This window comes from Trebonia kvetii, assembly GCF_007827045.1.
GTDB classification, from domain to species: domain Bacteria; phylum Actinomycetota; class Actinomycetes; order Streptosporangiales; family Streptosporangiaceae; genus Trebonia; species Trebonia kvetii.
The window spans coordinates 1-513 of sequence record NZ_RPFW01000032.1 but is presented as its reverse complement, the minus strand read 5'-3'; the positions used below and the strand labels follow the sequence as shown (position 1 = coordinate 513).

The following is a 513-nucleotide window of genomic DNA, read 5'->3' as shown; positions in this document are numbered from 1 at the left end:
CCAGCAGCAGTACGAACAAAATCTTTTGGTTTGTCGTCAAACATAATTTTGTCGCCAATTTCATAGTGAGGATTTAATTCATGCGCAGCCTCAAGTGAAATTTCAAGACGACTATCGAAAACTTCATCCACGACTTCACGAGTCGAATAAACATTGAAGTTTCCTTTCTTTTCATCAAAGATAACTTTAACATTTTGTGCTTGACCATATTGACGCTTGTAAGCTGCTGTGATAGCTTGCTCAATCGCTTCAATAACAATCTCAGATTTGATGCCGTTTTGCTCTTCTAACATTGCAAATGCGTTCAGCATTTCTTTGCTCATTTTTGTCTCTCTTTCTTTTTAGAAGAAAATTTCATTTTTAATATAAGCTAAGTTCGACTACCTTGAATCAAGGAAGTTTTACATTTTCGCCTAACTCAAGGAAATCGAACTCAGCTTCTAATTATTGACTCTCTTTAGAAAAATCAATAAATCCTGTCATATCTTTAAAATTTAACCATCGTTTGTGCTT

Annotated in this window: 1 protein-coding gene; it reads right to left on the bottom strand. The window is 34.5% G+C overall.

Translation table 11 applies throughout. From position 1 onward, the window contains the following. Positions 1 to 323, bottom strand: a 323-nt coding sequence (locus tag EAS64_RS42825; RefSeq protein WP_281283404.1) for a NusA N-terminal domain-containing protein, incomplete at its 3' end; no start/stop codon positions are given. Positions 324 to 513 lie beyond the last annotated feature (190 nt).